This window comes from Mucilaginibacter galii, assembly GCF_014635825.1.
Taxonomy (GTDB): domain Bacteria; phylum Bacteroidota; class Bacteroidia; order Sphingobacteriales; family Sphingobacteriaceae; genus Mucilaginibacter; species Mucilaginibacter galii.
Genome location: NZ_BMDO01000001.1, coordinates 233,615 through 251,397, shown reverse-complemented (window position 1 = coordinate 251,397; position 17,783 = coordinate 233,615). Strand labels below are relative to the sequence as shown.

Sequence of the window (17,783 nt, the reverse complement as noted above, 5' to 3'; positions counted from 1 at the left end):
ATGAAAAGATTTTCTATCATATTAGGAGCGCTATCTGTATTTATCATAGGTGCGTCTTCCTGCAAAAAAAGTTTTTTGGATGAGAAGCCATATTCTTCTTATTCGCCACTCACCGTAACCGATTCTTTAGGCTTTGAGGCATCGTTAATTGGCTTATATCAATATCAAACTGGTACGCTAACATGGTCGAGCGATCAGGGATGGCCCAGCGTTTGGCAGGTGGGCACTGATGTGGCCAATGCCACCGCGCAGCAGCAAGGTATTGAAGTGCCATACTATAATTATGCACAGCTTACTTCTACAGACCGTGCTGCATCTATTACCTGGAGCAGGTATTATGCACTTATTAACAATGCCAACATAATTCTTGATGGATTAAAGTCGGCAACAGGTATTGGTCCTGTCGGTAAGCGTTTGGTAGAGGCAGAGGCTAAATTTTTTAGAGGATATGCTTACAACACCCTGGCTACGCTTTATGGCCGTGTACCCATTATCTTGACCAGTGTAACCGGCCCAAAGCTTGATTTTACCCGTGCTACGCTCGACGAAGTAAACAATCAGATTGTAAGTGACCTAACATTTTCGGCGGCTAATTTGCCTGATTTGATTGCTGGTAATGGCAGAGTAAATTCTGTAAACAAGCCGGTTAGCCGTGCAAACCGTTACATGGCTATGCAGTTACTTGCCGAAGTGTATCTGCGTTCAGGAAAAAATGATTTAGCCGAGCAGCAGGCGCAGGCCGTAATCAACAGTAGTAAGTTTAACCTTATCCGCTCGCGCTATGGGGTTAGATCATCCGGTGCAGGCGATTATTATTCGGATATGTTCGTATACGGTAATCAAAGGCGTTATCAGGGTAATAGTGAAGCCATCTGGGTGTTGGAGCAAGAAAATCCAACGTTGGTACCCGGCGGTAATGTTGACAATGCTCAGCAACGCCGCGTGTTTACCCCAGCTTATTATGCAATACCCGGTATGCTGCCGGTAGATTCATTAGGCGGACGTGGAGTAGGCAGGCTGCGCCTGAGCAACTGGGTATTGTATCAACTATATAAAGGTAACGACATCCGTAATTCTCAGTACAGCATTAAACGTCGTTACTATTACAACGACCCTGCACCTGCCTATGCTTCATTATATGGCAAGCAAGTTCCGTTTGCCGGTGCCGATACACTTTTCCGTATATGTCCTGCAACACTTAAATGGGGAGCCTTCGATCCAAATGATACATTTGGTTACGCAATGATCAAAGATTTCATCATGATGCGATTAGGCGAAACCTACCTTTTACTGGCCGAGGCACAGTTTAAGCAAGGCAAAATTGCCGACGCTGTAAATTCTATTAATGTATTGCGTACCCGCGCAAATGCTCCTCAGGCCACAGCGGCCGATATGTCGCTCAACCTTATATTAGATGAACGTGCAAGAGAACTCATTGCCGAAGAAAACAGGCGTATGACCTTGATGCGTACCGGTACATTGGTTACACGCTCCCTGGCCTTAAACGGCAACGATCCGCAAAAGCCAACAACCGGGCTTACAAGTACCCATCTGCTTTTACCTATTCCGTTAAGCGAAATACAGGTAAATAAAGATGCCAAGCTTGAACAAAACCCAGGCTACTAATCATAACTTCCGGCGATAAGCAAAACTTATCGCCGGTTTTTTTTAGACATGATTTTCAACAGTCATGTTCTGAAGCTCTTTCTATCAGACAATCGTCTGGACAACTTATTAGATATTATCAAATTAATTATATCTATCTCAGTTGAGAAGATGGATAACATGAGTTTTACTGTTGAATAAATGTTACGGATTCTTTTAAGACAGGCACGACAACAGACGTTGGAAAATAGCTATGACACTTTATAATGGTGGTCCTAACGGTTTTAACAGAGTAATGCACCCTATTCGGGTGGGTAGTACAGGTTCATTATCTACAGGAGTTGGTTTAACGTTCACTTATCAAATTGAGAACAATATTCGCCAGCACGTATTCAGGCCGGAGATGTATCTGTTGCCGCTTATGGATGAAGAGATCAGAAAAATGCCGTCGATGATTCAAAACCCGGGATGGTGATTTTTAGTTAAAGATGATCGAAAAGATCATGGTGTGTTAATTGGAAAGGTGATAGCTTAACGCTGTCACTTTTTCGTTAAGACAGTTTTTTAATTATTTTATACACAATGAATTAAAGTATGCCCAATTTATTGGTACTTAGATTTCCTTTTATTTACTTATAAAGAACTGAGATGAAATGTATATATAGTATCTGTTTGCTGTTGTCGATGTTTTGCGTACAAACAACATTTGGGCAAACGCAAAGCTTTAATCTTAGCGCTTCGGTTGCTGGTGCCACGGGTGTAGGTCTGCAGGCTTCGAAAAAGGCTGTAAACAGTAACCGAACTTTCAAGATCAAGGCTCCTGACAGGCAACTGAGCCCGTTAACCGGAATGACCAGGAAGCATTGGAAAGATGCCGGTATTTACTTGCTCGAAGGCGCCTTTCGTCATGTTAAAACCCTTGACGACCCCATGAGCTTTACCAAGCAGCCAGGTAAAAGCTACCCGCGCGACGGTAAGCCTAATGCAACCGAAAAAATGGAGGGGCTATGCCGTACCATGTTTATAGCCGGCCCGCTTTTAAAAGAACAGCCTGATTTAACTATCAATGGTATTCCGTTGGGCAAATATTACCGCCACCAAATAGCCTTAATGCTCGATTCGCAGAGCATCACCTACATTGAGCCTCGTACTAAAAACGGCGGACCAAGCCAAAAGCTGGTAGAATTTGGCGGTTTGGCTGCATCGCTGCTGGTAGCACCGGAAATCTTCTGGGCGCCACTTTCGCCCGAGGTGAAGGCTAAACTTTATGCCACCATGATGAGCTACGGCGATGGCCCAACTATTGGCATGAACTGGCGCTACTTCAACATTATGATCCTTAGTTTTTATAAAAGCCAGGGATACAAGGTTAACGAGCCATTGCTTAAAGACTTGCTTGAAAAATCTTTGGCACAATATGATGGTCAAGGCTGGTATAACGACAGTCCGTACTATGATTATTACAGTATGTGGGCGTTCCAGATGTATGGAAAAATATGGTCTGAATTTTTTGGAAAGAAATACTATCCCGAATATGCAGCTCATTTAGAAAAGAACTTTGACGATCTTCAGGATAATTATCCTTACCTTTTTTCGAGGAAAGGGGAGATGATCATGTGGGGACGCAGCATATCTTACCGCATGGGGGCAGCTGTGCCCTTCCCGTTAATGGGATTTAAAACCAACCCCAACATCAATTATGGCTGGATGCGACGCATTGCATCGGGCACCATGCTACAGTTTTTGCAGAACCCCGATTTTTTAAACGATGATGACGTTCCTGCGCTGGGCTTTTATGGAGCTTTTGAACCCGCCGTACAAACTTACAGCTGTCGTGGTAGCGTGTTTTGGTTAGGTAAATTATTTTTGGGATTACTGGTTCCTGCCGATAGTCCGTTTTGGACGGCTAAAGAAAATGAAGGAGCCTGGAAAAGTCAGTTACAGGCTGGAAAAGTGTACAACAAGTTTACAAAAAAATCCAATATCCTGGTAACCGATTACCCTAACATCGGCGCCTCCGAAGTTAGGGCTTGGTGCAACAGTAAAACGGTTGGTGTTTATCAGGGAACCGAAAACTACACGCGGCTTTCTTATAACAGCACCTTCCCCTGGCAGGCCGATGGGCAGAACGGCGAAGTAGCCATGGGTTACGTTTTCAAAACCGACAAGGGCAGTTGGGAAGCCATGCGCATGTTTGCCTTTAAAGGTTATGAAAACGGCGTGTATTATCGTGATGGTGTTTTTGCATCTAACGATCAGGTGAAACTTAACCTGGCCGAGATCACGCTTCCAAACGGCATATTAAGAGTTGATAGGAATGTGAGCTCTGAAACTGCAACCATCAGGTTAGGTCATTATGCACTACCGGCAATTAAAGGGAATATCAAAAGAGAAAGCCGTCGTATTAAAGGCCACCAGGTAGAAATTATAGATAATGGCGTTTATCAGCTTGCGCTGGTTACTCTGCGGGGCTGGGACAAAACGGAGGTAATTAATGCTAAAGGTTTAAATCCGGTTGCTCAAAATAGTAGTATTATTGATGTAGAAGACCATTTTGTACCCGGCAATGCAGATGATTTGTATATCACCCTAATGCTGTGGAAAAAGTCGGGGCAAAAATGGTTGGATACCGAGTTGCTGCCTGTTAAGGAGATAAATTTTACTCCCGATAAAGGCATTGTAAACGTGTCATTTTACAAAGGTGGGCCAAAGGTAATTGACTTTAATAGAATTAAGATAGCTCCCGAAGCGGCGAAGTAATTGCGCTGCGTTGTTGCAGATGAGCTTCTTTAAGGTGTAGAAAATAAAGTACAGGACTATGCAGGATGCAGCTTAAACTCAACCTGTATATATTTGGCTTTTTGCGGGCTCAGTCCCGCGCCTTCATACAACCAATAAAAACTAATAATGAAGAAACTTCTTTTTTTGTTAGGCTTAGCCGTGCTTTCGGTGACCGCCCGGGCTCAGGATTTTAATATCACCAAATTTGGTGTAAGTGCCGATAGTACCAAGCTAAATACTAAAGCCATACAACGTGCTATTGATAAAGCTTATGCAAGCGGCGGAGGTACAGTTGTTATACCCAAGGGCGTATACTTGAGCGGCGCGTTGTTCTTTAAGCCTAAAACCAAACTGCGTTTGTTGGAAGGTGCTAAACTCAAAGGTTCTGATAACATTGCCGATTATCCCTTAGGGCCATCGCGTATGGAAGGCAAAAAGCTGGATTATTACGCAGCGTTAGTTAACGCTTACAAGGTCGACGGCTTTACCATAACCGGTCCCGGCATAATAGATGGTAACGGCGCTAAATTCTGGAAGTATTTTTGGGATCACCGCGATTCTATGCGTAAAGCCGGTAAAGAATCTACCAATCTTGAAGTTCACCGCCCGCGTTTGCTTTTTATATGGGGCTGCAACAACGTGACTATTCAAAATGTAAAATTGCATAATTCAGGCTTTTGGACCACCCACCTGTATCAATGCAATAATGTACTCATTGAGGGTTGTGATATCCGGTCACCGTTTAAACCTGTACCGGCACCCAGTACCGATGGGGTAGATATTGATGTTTGTAAAAAAGTAACCATCCGCAATTGCTATGTTTCGGTTAACGATGATGCTATTTGCATTAAAGGCGGAAAGGGGCCAGATGCGCACAAACTTCCCGAGAACGGTATTGTAGAAGACGTATTGGTGGAAAATTGTACCATTGGTTCGGCACATGCCACGTTAACTCTTGGCAGCGAGTGTATTCACGCCCGTAACATTACCATGAGAAACTGCAAGGTAGATAACAACACGCCGCTGTTGAAATTCAAAATGCGCCCGGATACTTACCAGATTTTCGAAAACGTTACGGTAGAGAACATTACCGGTAAATGCGGAACTATTTTAGAAATGGCACCCTGGAAGCAATTTTTTGATTTAGGCGGCAGTGTTGAAAAACCGTTTGGTACTATTCGTAACATCACCTTATCTAACATCAAGGTAGATTGCCAGCGCTTTGCCACTTTAGAAGGAAATCCTATGGACAAAGTATCGGGTATAGTTTTCAAGAATATCGAAGCCACGTCAAAAAATCCGTTGGTAAATAAATATACAGATGTGAAAGCCGAGAATGTAACCGTGAATGGCGTACCCTTGGTAATAAAGTAAGCGATACAGTTAAATACACAAAAACCTTCAAGAGGGGCAAGGCGTTTAACGTTCTTGCCCTTTTTTATTTGGTAGTATGCCCTGCTTTACTCAGTAAATGTTTTGAAAAAATTATCCTAAAATTGTTTCAATATAAAATTTTAATTTCTACTTTTGAATGTCTACCAAAACGGTAGATTATTACATGAAGCAACAACAAGCCCATATAGCTTTTCGTTCGCCGTCGCTAATGCCGGTGCTGTATTGTTGTTGTTAACTTTTTAGAATCCTCCCAGGTTTTCAAGTCTGCCTCCATTCCGGTAGCAGCACACCATCCGGTTTATTTAAAAAGAAGTTATGTATCACCATTTTATAATCGCCTTTGTTGGCAAATATTTCCATACTTATTATTCATCGGCTTATGGCTTGAGTTATTGTTGTAGTTAAACAGGATTTCCATTCTCTTTTAACTCAATTAACAACTTTTAAACTCAATACCATGTCAACTACTGCATTAAAATTCCCTGCTTTCGATCTGCTTGAAACAACGCCTGAATTAGAATATACTCCTCAAGCCTACGAAAAGTTGAAACCCGTAACGTTGGGCCATACAATTCAAGAATTACTTCAACACCAAACCCAGCAAGCTATAAATGTGCTGTCGGGGGTTTATGGGTTTAACCAGGGTGGGGCATCGGCTCCATATTTGAATAAGATACTGGTAGTTTACTTTTACTCCAGCCAGTGGGGCAATTTAGCTTTAGAGCATTTAAAGCAATTGAACGCCATCAGGAACGAAGTAAAATACCACGATGGAAATCTCATTGTAATTGATAGCGATGGCCCTGATAGTATGCTACAACAACTGTTGTGGAACAATAACCTGTCGTTACCATTATATGCCGATCCTGACCATCAAATAGCCAAGTTGTTCGGCGTTTATGCGGAGAATAGCCCTGCCTGGAACCGTTATGCCGGGATTGATGAAAATGTGCCTTTACCCGCAGCCTTCGTGGTAGATCATTTCCTGAAAGTGGTTTTCGATCACAGTAATGAAGATATCAGCAGCAATTTGCAAGCTAATGAGATTGTGGCCGCCGTGTATCAATCAAACCATTACCAAGCCGGCAGAAAATCTGCCTAAGCTACGTGGGATAAGACAAGAACAGCACCGGTTAATCATTAACCGGCGCTGTTTGTTATAGCTAACTCTCTAAACAAGTTTTGATCAAAGGCCTCCCAATAATAAGGCTTCCTTGAAATTTACTTCAATAATTTAAACATGCTCTCCTTGCAGTCGCGCGAGTTGGGGCCAATGAAAACTTTAAAGTCACCTGGTTCGGCTACAGATTTCAAGGCCGAATTATAAAATTTAAGGTCGCTTTCTTTAATGGTGAAAACAACTTCTTTGCTTTCGCCTGGTTTAAGGCTAATTTTTTGGAAACCTTTTAACTCTTTAACCGGGCGGGTGCTGCTGCCAACCATATCACGGGTATAAAACTGTACGGCTTCTTTACCTTCTACGCTGCCGGTATTGGTTACCGTTACCCTGGCGGTGATAGATTGACCCGGTTTAAAGGTGGTAGCGCTTAATTTGATATCGCTGTAGCTAAAGCTGGTATAGCTTAACCCAAAACCGAAGGGATACAACGGATCGTTGCTTACATCAAGGTAACCTGAACGGAATTTGGTGAACCAGCCGCCATTAGCCAGCGGGCGGCCTGTGTTTTTATGGCTGTAGTAGATTGGTACTTGCCCCACATTTTGCGGGAAACTCATGGATAGTTTGCCTGATGGATTTACATCACCAAATAACACATCAGCAATAGCATAAGCAGCCTGGCTACCGCCAAACCAAACGTTAAGGATAGCCGGTACGTTTTCGCTTTCCCACTTAATAGCCAGTGGTCGACCAGTAAATAGTACCAACACTACGGGTTTGCCTGTTTTTAACAAGGCGGCTAACAACCTTTTTTGCACTTCCGGAATTTCGATGTTAGTACGGCTTGAGCTTTCGCCGCTCATTTCCGAGCTTTCGCCAAGGGCGGCAATAACCACATCTGCTTTTTCCGCTGTTTTTACAGCCTCTTTAATAACTTCTTCTTCCGGGCGGTTATCGCGCGGAATTTCCCGGCCAAACACGGTGGCATTCTTTTGAAGGGTTGCATCGCTCGTTAAATTTGAACCAAAGCTGTGGGTAATGTTCACCTTGTCGCCTGCCACTTTCTTCAGGCCTTCTAATAAAGATGGCGTTGTGGCCAGGTCGGCATTTACTGCCCAGGTGCCCGGCATGTTAGCCCTGCTATCGGCCAGCGGACCAATTACAGCGATGGTACCATTTCTTTTCAAAGGCAAGGTCTTGTTGTCGTTTTTCAGTAACACAAAGGTTTGCGCAGCCGTTTGGCGGCTGAACTGCAGGTTTGCGGGAGTTAATATTTCTGTTTTAGCACGTTCCTCACTGCAATAGCGGTATGGGTCTTCAAACAAACCTAATTTATACTTAGCTTCTAAAATTAAGCGGCAGGCGTTGTTAATTTGGGTCAGGGTAACCTTACCTTCTTGTATTGATTTCTTTAAAGTTTTCAGGTAGCCCTCGCTTACCATGTCCATATCCGTACCCGCGCTTAAAGATTTTCCTGATACTTCTTGCAAGTCGCCTAAGCCGTGTTCGATGAGCTCGCTTACGCCGGTATAGTCAGACACCACAAAGCCGGTAAAGCCCCATTGCTTTCGCAATAGATCGTTCAATAGCCATTTATTGGCTGTGGCCGGTACGCCATTAATGTCGTTAAACGAAGCCATTACACTGCCCGCACCGGCATCAATAGCTGCCTTGTAAGGCGGCAGGTAGTCGTTATACATACGGTCAAGGCTCATATCGGTTGTATTATAATCGCGGCCCGACTCAGCAGCGCCATACAGGGCAAAGTGTTTAACGCATGCCATAATGGTGTTAGCTTTCTTCAAATCATCGCCCTGGTAGCCTTTTACCATTACCCGGGCAATTTGCGAACCCAGGTAAGTGTCTTCGCCACTGCTTTCGGCCACGCGGCCCCAGCGGGCGTCGCGCGATATATCTACCATGGGCGAAAAGGTCCAGTTGATACCATCGGCACTGGCTTCAACGGCGGCCATGCGTGCTGTGCGTTGTATAAGATCCAAATCCCAGCTCGAAGCTAAGGCTAACGGAATAGGAAAACTGGTTTTATAGCCGTGTATTACATCCTGCCCAAAAATAAGCGGAATATGTAACCTGCTCTTGTTAACCGCAATTTCCTGCGCTTTGCGTATACGCGCTGGGGTAGTTAAACTAAAAATGCCGCCTATTTGTCCGTTACCAATTTTGCTTTCTACATCGGTACTTACGGCAGTACCGGTGGTTGCCTCGCCGCCGGTAACCAGATTAAGCTGGCCAATTTTTTCATCAACGGTCATTTTGGCCATTAACTGGCTAACAAACGTTTTCATCTTTGCACTTTCGGTGGATGCTGGCTTTGGTTTTTGTGCTTGGACAGAGGCCGCACAAAAAGCCATAATACACCATATAGAGGTCGCTTTTTTCATATGCTATGTAACTTATTTCTTTATTAGGTATGGGGTGAGTAATTTGATCCAGATATCATAACCTGCCGGTTTCATGTGCAGCATATCGGGCATGAAGAGTTCGGGGCGCAGGGTGCCGTCTTTATTCAGCATTTTAGTGTCGACATCAACAAACTGTGTGGCTTTGTAATGGCTCATATATTCTTTAATGAGGGCATTGGCATGTATCACCGTTTGTGCAAACTTTAGCCGCGATGGGCTCTGTTTCATCGAGATGTAAATGAGCGGCACATTGGGCTGGTTATTGCGGATGCCCGTGAACAAGGTAGCAAAGCGGTTTAGTGTTTCAATAGCGCTTGCACCGGAGGCAATGTCGTTCTCGCCACTGTAGATCGCCACTTGGCGTGCATCATAAGGGAACACAATGTCTTTAATATAATAGTTGGCATCAACCAGTGTACTGCCACCAAAGCCACGGTTAATGGCGCCGTAATTTTTGTACACGGTTTCTAAGTCATTCCACCGGGTAAAAGATGAACTGCCAATGAACAATATGCCGCCTTTGGCAGGAGCATTAAGACTATCCTTCTTTTTAAAATTCTGTATTTCGTCCCAAAAGGGCGGTTTTTGCTGACCCAAGGCCAGCATGCTGTAACCAGTAAAGAATAAGACGATGAGTATTTTCAATTTCATTATAATGCTTTTTTAGGTGCTGTGGGCCGGCTTACGCCATTCTCGTTAAATGCTTCAACCGTAAAATAATAAGTTTGATCAATGTTCAGGCTTTTTAATTCCAGTGTATTTTTATCATAGACCAGCCACGAGCTGTAAAGCTTACCGGGTGCAATGCCCCATTTTATGTTGTAGCCCTGGCTGCCTTTAACGGCTTTCCATCTCAACGTAGCATCGCGGCGATCTGTATCACGTGTCACCTGAAAATTGGCGGGTGTACCGGGTAACGAGCCAGCAGCCTTACCAAATACCCGGAAACCTGAGATAGCCAAGTGATCGGTTGGTACTTTAACGTTGTTGTAACGAATGTACCTTACTGTAGCTGCGGTTTCGAGTGCCACATAATCATTAGGGTTATCTGTAAAGCTGTCTTTTTTATCAACAAGTGTGGTCCAGGTTTTACCATCTAAACTGCCTTCAACGCTGTAGCGGTGATGCAGCCCGGGTACACGACCATACAGATCGGCCTTGTAATCGCTGTAATTAATTTGCACAGCGTAAACAGTAGCCGGTTTTTGCATATCAACCTGCAGCCACTGCTTGTCGTCGTTTTGCGAGGCTATCCAAAAAGTCTTAACATTTTCATCCAACGCCTTATCTGCCGAAAATTCTGCAGCCAGGGCAGAAGAGGCGGTAACCTGCTTTTTGTACGATAGTAGCATCCAGCCTGTAAACTCACCTTTTTTCAACGGTATAGCAGGGGCATAATGCGGATAATCGCCGTACGAAGTGTTGGTATACATTAAGCCATCTGCATCAAAACCGGCAGGGAATGCGCACAGTCGGCGTTCCCAGTTTACATTAACGGACACCGCCATAGAAGCATAATGCCAGTACTGGTTACCCGGCCCCAACACGGTGCTGCCATGTCCTGCTCCATTTATAAAGCCACCCGGTTTGTAGGATACAGGGTTGTTTGGCGCGTAGGTGTATGGCCCCAGCGGATCATCGCTCATGTAAACACCATCGCCGTACACGTTAAACTCTGTACCCGGCGCAGCGTATTGCATGTAATATTTGTTGTTATGCTTGGTGAGCCAGGCACCTTCCATGTAACCTTTTAGTTTGGTATTGGAGTGGTTTTCACCAAAACGTTCCCAACCATGTTTTTCACCATCGAGTTTAAACAGTTCTGCCGTCTTACCAACAGGTTTAAAATTTTTGGTACGATCGAGTTCTTTACCCCGGATAGGGAAGAGGTTTGATGAACCCCAAAACATATAGGCCTTGCCATCATCGTCTATGAACAAATCAGGATCCTGCAAATCATTCAGGATAAAAGGCGTAGGTTTCCAGTCGCCTTTTTTAGGGTTATCGGTATACAGAATACTCATAGAGCCCGAGGGGTCTCCGGCTACGTATAAAACCGAATCTTTATAATTATGGGCAGCCGGTGCATTGCAACCCTGGAAATACCATTTTTCGGGAGTGATAAAATCCCAGTTGGTCATATCGGTAGAATGCCAGTAACCCATTGAGCGGGTCACAAACATATAGTATTCGCCCTTGAAAGTCACCACCGCAGGGTCGGCACCTGAGCGGTACGACAAACCTTCGTTAGCGTTATAAATAGCATAGGTATAATCCAGGTTGATAGGATTACAATAGGTTTTATTCTGATTAACCTGCGCAAAAGCCGATGCCCCCAGCAGCAGGCTCATAAATAATGGAAACCCTTTGCGCATATTATTTGAGGTAAGGCGATTTAAAATCCAATTTTTTTAACCCGGCTTTAACTTCGGGGCTGCTCATGAATAGCTTCCATAACAAACCCGAGCGGCCATTCTCTATCATGACCACTATAGGCCCCTGATCAATGCCCAAATAACGCTTAGGATACCAATTAGCGGTTTCGCTGAAAGCATCATAGAATCCATACTTGCCCCAAACCTTATCGCCCAAGTCCTCATATAAGTGACGGATCATTTTCATGCTTTCCTTTGGTGTGTATGGGTAAGAAGCAAGCGCTGCGGTTGGGCTTATTACCCCCAGATCGTTAGAAGGGCTATGGCCCGAATAACCATCTACAGAATAACTGGCCGTTAATCCCCAGCAATTATCGCCGTAACCTTTGTAATGTTTAGGGTTGTCGATGCAATAAGCGTGATTGATAAGGGCGTGGTTACGCACCTCGTTCCAGTAATTAGCATACCTATCAGTTAATCCCTTAGGACTTAATCCCAGATAAGAGTATTGTGACCAAAACAAGCCACCCACGCCGTTTTGCGTGCCATTATGTTTTAGTTTGATAGGAAAGCCATAGATGTTTGCGTTGGTATTAATACCGCCGCTACGAGCCCAGCCCTCGTGATATACCGCTGCCGGGATACCATGGGTTGGTGATGCAGCCGCCATAATGTAGGTAATTAAACACTCGTTATAACCCTCGAGCGGGAAGTTCATCTTCCAGCCTACATTGGGGCTCCAATGCCAGTACAATACGTTTTTACCGCCGTTGCGGTACCAATCCCACTCAATACCTTTATAAAGCCTGTCTATTTGAGCAGCCAGTTTGCGCTCGGCTTTATTGCCGTTGGCAAAATATTGTCTAACACAAATAAGGCCTTGTGCCAGGTATGCTGTTTCAACCAAATCGCCGCCATCATCGTTATTGCCAAAGGGTTTTACTTTGCCGGTTTCGCCGTACATCCAGTGTGGCCATGCGCCATGAAAGCGGTCGGCTTTCTCCAAAAAGTTGACACCTTTTTGCAAGCGCTCAAACCCTTGTTTTCGGGTAATATAGTGGCGGTCTATGCCGGCAATGATCGCCATAACACCAAAACCTGTAGCGCCGGTGGCAACTACGTTTTTATCGTTTAGCAGGTAGTCGCCATCAACATGGTAACGTTCCCGGGCTAACCCCGAATTCGGCTCGGCACCATCCCAAAAGTACTGGAAGGTTTGCTTTTCAACCAGATTTAAAAGTTGGTTATCGGTAAAGCCTTTTTTAATAGATATAGAGTTACCAGCTATTTGTGCGAATGAAACATCGCTGCAAAACAGTAAAAGTAGAAGGGGGAATAAATAGATAGATGTGTGTTTCATGAAGTTAAAGCTACAGAAACCAAAGCTATGGAGAAGCTGAAGTAGTTTAGAGAATAGACAACATTGTATAAGCATGGAGCAGAATAGATGCTGCTCCATGCTTTTAGTGGGATTAATTAATAACCCGGATTTTGTTTAAGGTTGCCACCGCTTAAGTCAATTTGCTGTTGTGGTATAGGGAACAGGGCACGTGTTGCATTCCATGTTTTGCCATCGGCAGCAAAAGCTGCAGCTGCACGGCCTGGCTGTACTGCATCTTGGCGTACGAGGTCAAAAAAGCGGTCTTGTTCCATTGCCATTTCAACACGGCGCTCATGCCAAATTTGTTGCAGGGTTGGTATGCCTGCTATTGGTGTTACCTTGGCACGTGTACGCAAAGCATTAATATCTGCAGTCGCTAAACCGGCTTGTCCGCTTTGCAAGGCTGCTTCGGCATGTATCAATAACACCTCGGCATACCTGATGATCATCACGTGCTTAGGCAAACGATCATTGTTACCGCAATTAGGCTCGGCGGTGCGGCTGTAATAAGCTTTGTAGTTGTACCGGGAGTTTTCAACCGAATCTTTTGTTGGGATGCGGAAACCATCGAACAATATGGTACCCACCGAATTGGCACCATTTGATGGATTTACGGTGATGATGGTTGCATTTTTACGCACATCGCCGGCTTCATACTCGTTAACCAGGCTTAGTGATGGGTTATTGAAACCGTAACCACGATCTACCCAGCCATTCTTTCCACCTGCACGCGGTCCTTGTGCTACAGTAAAACGGTCAATAGAAGAGTTACAAGCCAGGTTTTGACCTGCCTGAATTTCAAAAATTGATTCGCGGCTATTATTGTTTGCCTGGCGAAACAATGTAGTAAAATCGGGCAGCAGGCTATAAGTACCACTGCTGATAACTAATTGTGACATAGCCAGCGCATTTTGATAATCTTTATTGTAAAGGTAAACTTTAGCTAAAAGTGCTTGTGCTGCACCTTTACTGGCCCGGCCTACATCGGCGCTAGTGTTTGTAATAACCGGTAAGTTGGTTGCAGCAAAGTTCAGATCATCAATAATGAACTGATAGATAGCCTGTGATGTTGCACGGGTAGAAAACTCAGGTGCATTTGCTTCACTTGCTGCCGGTACACGGTTCAAAAGCGGTACACCACCAAATATACGTACCAGGTTAAAGTAAAACATACCGCGTAAAAAGCGTGCTTCGCCCAGTAATTTGTTTTTGGTAGCGGCATCAAATTGTGCATTTTGCAGCTGAGCCAGCGCTTGGTTAGTACGAGCTATTGCCTGGTAATAACCTTTCCAAATGTTGTTAACTACGGGATTGTTACCGTTAGCCTGCAAAATATCAATGGCATTTGCATCTCCATAATCTGACGGGGCACTGCCTTTATCAGCATCGTCTGATGCAATGTCGCCAAGGATGGTGTACTGAAATCCGCGTACGTCGTTGCCGAAGGCATCACCTGCAAAAAATATGTTGTAAATGCCGCCTACTAAGTTGGCCGCAACATTAGGGTCTGTAATAAACTGGGCTTCGGTAATTTCGCCCTGTGGGTTTACGTTAAGGGAGTCTTTGCAAGAGTACCCGGTGCCCAGTAATATGGCCGTAAGGGTTGCAATAGCAGTATTTTTATATATTGTTTTCATTGATGGTTAGAGATTAAAATTCAACATTAAGACCTACTGCAAATGTGCGGGTTGTTGGATAGCCGTTTAAATCTACACCTGATGACAAGATGCTCGATGGCAATAGCTCTGGTGTGAAACCGCTGTAGCGCTTAGCTGTGAACAAATTTTGTGATGTTGCATAAACTCTGATCTTATTGATCTTCATGCGCTTCAATAGCTCGGCAGGCAAGGTATATCCTAACGTTAAGTTGTTTAAGCGTAAAAATGCGCCCGACTCAATAAAGTAGGTTGATGCAGGCAGATTTTGTGCGATAACTTGCGGATCAATATTAGATGCGTTGGCAGGCGTCCAGCGATTGGTTACGTAATCGGCTTGCACGTTATCGCTTCCGTTTGCACGGAAAGCTTTACGGCCATTGTAAATTTTGTTACCCCAGTTGCCATAAAAATCGGTGCTGAAGTCCCAGCTTCCGTAATCTAAGCCAATGTTAAAACCACCATAATATTTTGGTTGGTACGAGCCTGAAAAAGTACGGTCATCTGCGCTTATAACGCCATCGCCATTTACGTCGGCAAACATCATACCGCCAATAGTTTTGTTATAGCCATTAAGGTTATAGGTAGGTGCCGCATTAATTTGGGCCTGGTTTTGAAAAATGCCGGTTTGCTGTAATACATAGTAACTGGCTATCGGTTGCCCATTATCGGTACGGGTGATGTTGCCCTGGTTGCCAATGCCACCGCCTAATAGAGCCTGACCGCCATTTAAACCAATAACAGTATTTTTGTTGTAGCTAATATTGCCACCAACCGAGTAACCAAATTTGCCAACTTTGTCGCTCCATTTGGCTGAGAATTCTACACCTTTATTTTGATAAGATGCTGCGTTAGTTACATAGATACCATCAGGATCGCCCAGGAAGGCAGGCAATGTTACTTGAGTTAGCGCATCACGTACCTTTTTGTTATAGTAGTCAATTTCACCGGTTAATTTGTTGTTGAATAAACCGTATTCCAAACCGAAATCATATTGTTCGGTTCTTTCCCACTTCAAGTTAGGATCTTTAATGTCCTGTACGGCAGTACCCAGGTTTAAACTATTATTGAAGAAGTATGGCAGGTTGGGGGTTGCAGTTACAACGAATAAGCCCTGATCAATATTATCGTTACCTAACAGGCCCCAGCTGGCGCGCAGTTTTAAGTTGCTGATGATCTTACTATTTTTCAGGAAGCTTTCTTGTGAAATGACCCAGCCTGCGCCTACTGTAGGAAAGTAGCCAAATTTCTCGCGGAACCTTGAGCTGCCATCGGCACGGATAGAGGCGCTGAACAAGTAGCGGCCATCGTAGTTATAATTAACACGACCTACGTAAGAAATACGTTTGAATAACGTACCGCCGTTAAAATATTCGGCACCTACTTCGGGGTTACCTGTATTTAAATACCAGGTATCTTCACTTTCTGGCACACCGCGGCGGCGGCCATTAAAAAAGTCAGATTTGCTGTACTCTTGAATATACCCACCCAAAAGTGTTAAGCTATGCTTGTTAAACGTTTGCTGGTAGGTAACTGTATTATCCCAGATGGTAGTAAAAAACTGATCATTTTGTACAAACAATGAACTGAATGGGTTAAACTGCTGACCACCGGCTACATTGAATGTGCTTTGATCGGCGTTAAACTGGTAGCTGTAATTGCGTTGTTTGTTCCAGTAGGCATCAGTATTTAACGCCGTACGGAAGGTTAACGATTTAATAGGCTTATATTCCAAGTAAAAGTTACCCTGTACACGGTTGTTAACGGTTTGATTATTGGTTTTATTTAAGCCTAATAATGGGTTACCTAGGTTACCCCAAAGGCTGGTATTACCGTAAAGGCCATTGTCATCAATAGCCGGAATAACCGGTGCAGCTCTGTAAACGTTGCTGTAAACACCGTCAAGAGGAACCGGACGTTCTTTACTCCGCGTTAAAGATAATTGCGTACCAAAGGTCAGGTTATCTGCTATTTTGGTTTCGATGTTTGAACGGAAGGTATAACGGTCAAAATCATTTGTTTTTACTAAACCTTCGTCTTTAAAAATTCCTCCGCTAAAAAAGTACGTGGTTTTTTCGTTACCACCGGCAACAGAAAGGTTGTGACTCATTTGCAGGCCTTTTTTCAATACGGCATCATACCAGTCGGTTGTACCGGGGGTGGTGAGTGGCGCAGCATCAGACGTTAAAATACTTGGATTAGCATCTTTCAAATAATCAATATATTGTTGCCTGTTAGCCATCTGCACTTTGTTAGATAGCTGACGGAAACCTGCGTTAGCATCATAACGCACTACGGCCGGTCCGTTTTTGCCTTTACGTGTAGTAATAATCACTACACCGTTTGCACCACGTACGCCGTATATAGCTGCCGATGCATCTTTGAGTACATCAATGCTGATGATATCGTTGTTATTAATGTTACGAATATCGTCGGTTAATACACCATCAACCACATAAAGTGGGTTGGCACCACCAAGTACCGAACCTGTACCACGTATACGTAACTGAGGTTGTGAATTGGGCTGCCCCGAACCAATTACCTGCACGCCCGATACCTTACCTTGCAATGCTTGAGTTGGCGTTTGTACGGGCTGCTTACTTAATTCGGCACCGCTTACATTACCAACTGAGCCGGTAACATCGCGGCGGCGCTGACTGCCATATCCTACTACCACTACTTTTTCTAATGATTTTGCAGATGCAGTAGATAAAGAAATGTCAATGGTTGTGCGGCTGTTAATATTTTCTTGCAGCGTGGTGTAACCAATATAAGAAAATACCAGTATACCATTTGCCGGGGCACTTATGGTATAGTTGCCCTCTCCATCAGTTTGAGCGGCAATGTTACCGCCATTCAATTTTACGGTTACGCCTGGAAGCGGTTGCTTGTCGGTGGCATCTACCACCTTACCTTTTACTGTAGTGTTTTGTGCAAATGAGGCAAATGCAGAAAAACATAACAAGGCAAGGACAAAAATCCTTGTAAAAGTTTTTTTCATACGTTTATATTTATAAAGTTAATTGGTGGGCAACAGGGGATAATTGC

At 44.2% G+C, this 17,783-nt stretch carries 11 protein-coding genes; 5 read left to right on the top strand and 6 right to left on the bottom strand.

Features of this window, described 5'->3' with window-relative positions; genetic code table 11:
- The 5 genes from IEV61_RS01110 (at position 1) to IEV61_RS01090 (ending at position 6,883) form a co-directional block, all read left to right on the top strand.
- On the top strand, positions 1–1,626 hold the full coding sequence (locus IEV61_RS01110; RefSeq protein ID WP_188412994.1) for a RagB/SusD family nutrient uptake outer membrane protein: 1,626 nt from the start codon (positions 1–3) through the stop codon (positions 1,624–1,626).
- A 232-nt stretch (positions 1,627–1,858) separates the two neighbouring features.
- Positions 1,859–2,080, top strand: coding sequence for a RagB/SusD family nutrient uptake outer membrane protein (locus tag IEV61_RS01105; protein WP_188412992.1), 222 nt, complete (start codon positions 1,859–1,861; stop codon positions 2,078–2,080).
- Between the two features lie 173 nt (positions 2,081–2,253).
- Positions 2,254–4,365 (top strand): DUF2264 domain-containing protein, encoded by a 2,112-nt coding sequence (locus tag IEV61_RS01100; RefSeq protein ID WP_188412990.1) that lies wholly within the window; start codon positions 2,254–2,256, stop codon positions 4,363–4,365.
- 147 nt (positions 4,366–4,512) lie between these two features.
- Positions 4,513–5,760: a glycoside hydrolase family 28 protein gene (locus IEV61_RS01095; protein ID WP_188412988.1), complete on the top strand. Its 1,248-nt coding sequence runs from the start codon at positions 4,513–4,515 to the stop codon at positions 5,758–5,760.
- 478 nt (positions 5,761–6,238) lie between these two features.
- On the top strand, positions 6,239–6,883 hold the full coding sequence (locus IEV61_RS01090) for a redoxin domain-containing protein (RefSeq protein WP_188412986.1): 645 nt from the start codon (positions 6,239–6,241) through the stop codon (positions 6,881–6,883).
- Between the two features lie 119 nt (positions 6,884–7,002).
- Here IEV61_RS01090 and bglX read toward each other — a convergent pair whose 3' ends face one another.
- The 6 genes from bglX to IEV61_RS01060 all read right to left on the bottom strand — a co-directional run bounded on the left by bglX (position 7,003) and on the right by IEV61_RS01060 (position 17,736).
- Positions 7,003–9,303 (bottom strand): beta-glucosidase BglX, encoded by a 2,301-nt coding sequence (bglX, locus tag IEV61_RS01085; RefSeq protein WP_188412984.1) that lies wholly within the window; start codon positions 9,301–9,303, stop codon positions 7,003–7,005.
- A 12-nt stretch (positions 9,304–9,315) separates the two neighbouring features.
- On the bottom strand, positions 9,316–9,975 hold the full coding sequence (locus IEV61_RS01080) for a GDSL-type esterase/lipase family protein (RefSeq protein WP_229746994.1): 660 nt from the start codon (positions 9,973–9,975) through the stop codon (positions 9,316–9,318).
- The gene (locus IEV61_RS01075; RefSeq protein ID WP_188412981.1) at positions 9,975–11,699 is read right to left on the bottom strand and encodes a family 43 glycosylhydrolase; all 1,725 of its coding nucleotides are present in this window, start codon (positions 11,697–11,699) and stop codon (positions 9,975–9,977) included. The genes IEV61_RS01080 and IEV61_RS01075 overlap by 1 nt, the downstream gene beginning before the upstream one ends.
- A gap of 1 nt (position 11,700) precedes the next feature.
- Positions 11,701–13,059, bottom strand: coding sequence for a glucoamylase family protein (locus tag IEV61_RS01070; protein WP_188412980.1), 1,359 nt, complete (start codon positions 13,057–13,059; stop codon positions 11,701–11,703).
- Positions 13,060–13,175: 116 nt separating this feature from the next.
- Positions 13,176–14,717, bottom strand: a complete 1,542-nt coding sequence (locus IEV61_RS01065; RefSeq protein ID WP_188412978.1) for a RagB/SusD family nutrient uptake outer membrane protein — start codon at positions 14,715–14,717, stop codon at positions 13,176–13,178.
- 13 nt (positions 14,718–14,730) lie between these two features.
- A complete protein-coding gene (locus IEV61_RS01060) occupies positions 14,731–17,736 on the bottom strand; it encodes a SusC/RagA family TonB-linked outer membrane protein (protein WP_188412976.1) in 3,006 nt (1,001 codons plus the stop codon).
- Positions 17,737–17,783: the final 47 nt, after the last annotated feature.

What these genes read in the sequence shown, in the direction of transcription:
- IEV61_RS01095 (WP_188412988.1), top strand. Translation starts at nt 4,513, where the DNA reads ATGAAGAAACTTCTTTTTTTGTTAGGCTTAGCCGTGCTTTCGGTGACC.
- bglX (WP_188412984.1), bottom strand. Translation starts at nt 9,303, where the DNA reads ATGAAAAAAGCGACCTCTATATGGTGTATTATGGCTTTTTGTGCGGCC.
- IEV61_RS01100 (WP_188412990.1), top strand. Translation starts at nt 2,254, where the DNA reads ATGAAATGTATATATAGTATCTGTTTGCTGTTGTCGATGTTTTGCGTA.
- IEV61_RS01110 (WP_188412994.1), top strand. Translation starts at nt 1, where the DNA reads ATGAAAAGATTTTCTATCATATTAGGAGCGCTATCTGTATTTATCATA.
- IEV61_RS01105 (WP_188412992.1), top strand. Translation starts at nt 1,859, where the DNA reads ATGACACTTTATAATGGTGGTCCTAACGGTTTTAACAGAGTAATGCAC.
- IEV61_RS01090 (WP_188412986.1), top strand. Translation starts at nt 6,239, where the DNA reads ATGTCAACTACTGCATTAAAATTCCCTGCTTTCGATCTGCTTGAAACA.
- IEV61_RS01075 (WP_188412981.1), bottom strand. Translation starts at nt 11,699, where the DNA reads ATGCGCAAAGGGTTTCCATTATTTATGAGCCTGCTGCTGGGGGCATCG.
- IEV61_RS01080 (WP_229746994.1), bottom strand. Translation starts at nt 9,975, where the DNA reads ATGAAATTGAAAATACTCATCGTCTTATTCTTTACTGGTTACAGCATG.
- IEV61_RS01065 (WP_188412978.1), bottom strand. Translation starts at nt 14,717, where the DNA reads ATGAAAACAATATATAAAAATACTGCTATTGCAACCCTTACGGCCATA.
- IEV61_RS01070 (WP_188412980.1), bottom strand. Translation starts at nt 13,059, where the DNA reads ATGAAACACACATCTATCTATTTATTCCCCCTTCTACTTTTACTGTTT.
- IEV61_RS01060 (WP_188412976.1), bottom strand. Translation starts at nt 17,736, where the DNA reads ATGAAAAAAACTTTTACAAGGATTTTTGTCCTTGCCTTGTTATGTTTT.